Annotated in this window: 1 protein-coding gene; it reads left to right on the top strand. The window is 49.1% G+C overall.

Annotation, left to right across the window (positions count from 1 at the left end; genetic code table 11):
• The coding region (locus SCJ97_11770) for a DEAD/DEAH box helicase (GenBank protein ID MDW7740706.1) at positions 1 to 511 on the top strand (511 nt) is incomplete at both ends.

The raw sequence follows: 511 nt of genomic DNA, 5'->3' as shown, positions 1-511 counted from the left end.
ACGGCGATACTGAGCCAGGCTTGCGGCAGGGTATTCGCCACAGCGGCCATATTGTTGTCACAAACCCCGATATGCTTCATGCAGCCATCCTTCCCCACCATACCAAGTGGATACAGCTATTTCAGAACCTTAAATATATCGTGATCGATGAGATGCACCAATACCGGGGAGTTTTTGGCAGCCACGTTGCCAACGTGATCAGGCGTCTGAAAAGAATCTGCGCCTTTTACGGTTCAAACCCCCGATTTATTCTCTGCTCGGCAACTATTGCCAACCCGGGCGAGCTGGCCACCCTGCTCATTGAAGAACCGCAGACTGTGATTATCGAAAACGGAGCTCCACAGGCCGAAAAACATTTTATTTTCTATAATCCGCCTTTGGTCAATCCTGAACAGGGTATCCGCCGCAGTTCTTTACTTGATGCCAGGCATATCGCCGCAAAGTTGATTCAAAATGAAGTACAAACCATAGTTTTTACCCGCAGCCGTTTGGGAGTTGAAGTGCTGTTGAC

It is taken from the genome of Bacillota bacterium, from assembly GCA_033549065.1.
Classification (GTDB): Bacteria; Bacillota; Dethiobacteria; order DTU022; family DTU022; genus JAWSUE01.
This window is presented reverse-complemented; position numbering and strand designations above follow the sequence as displayed.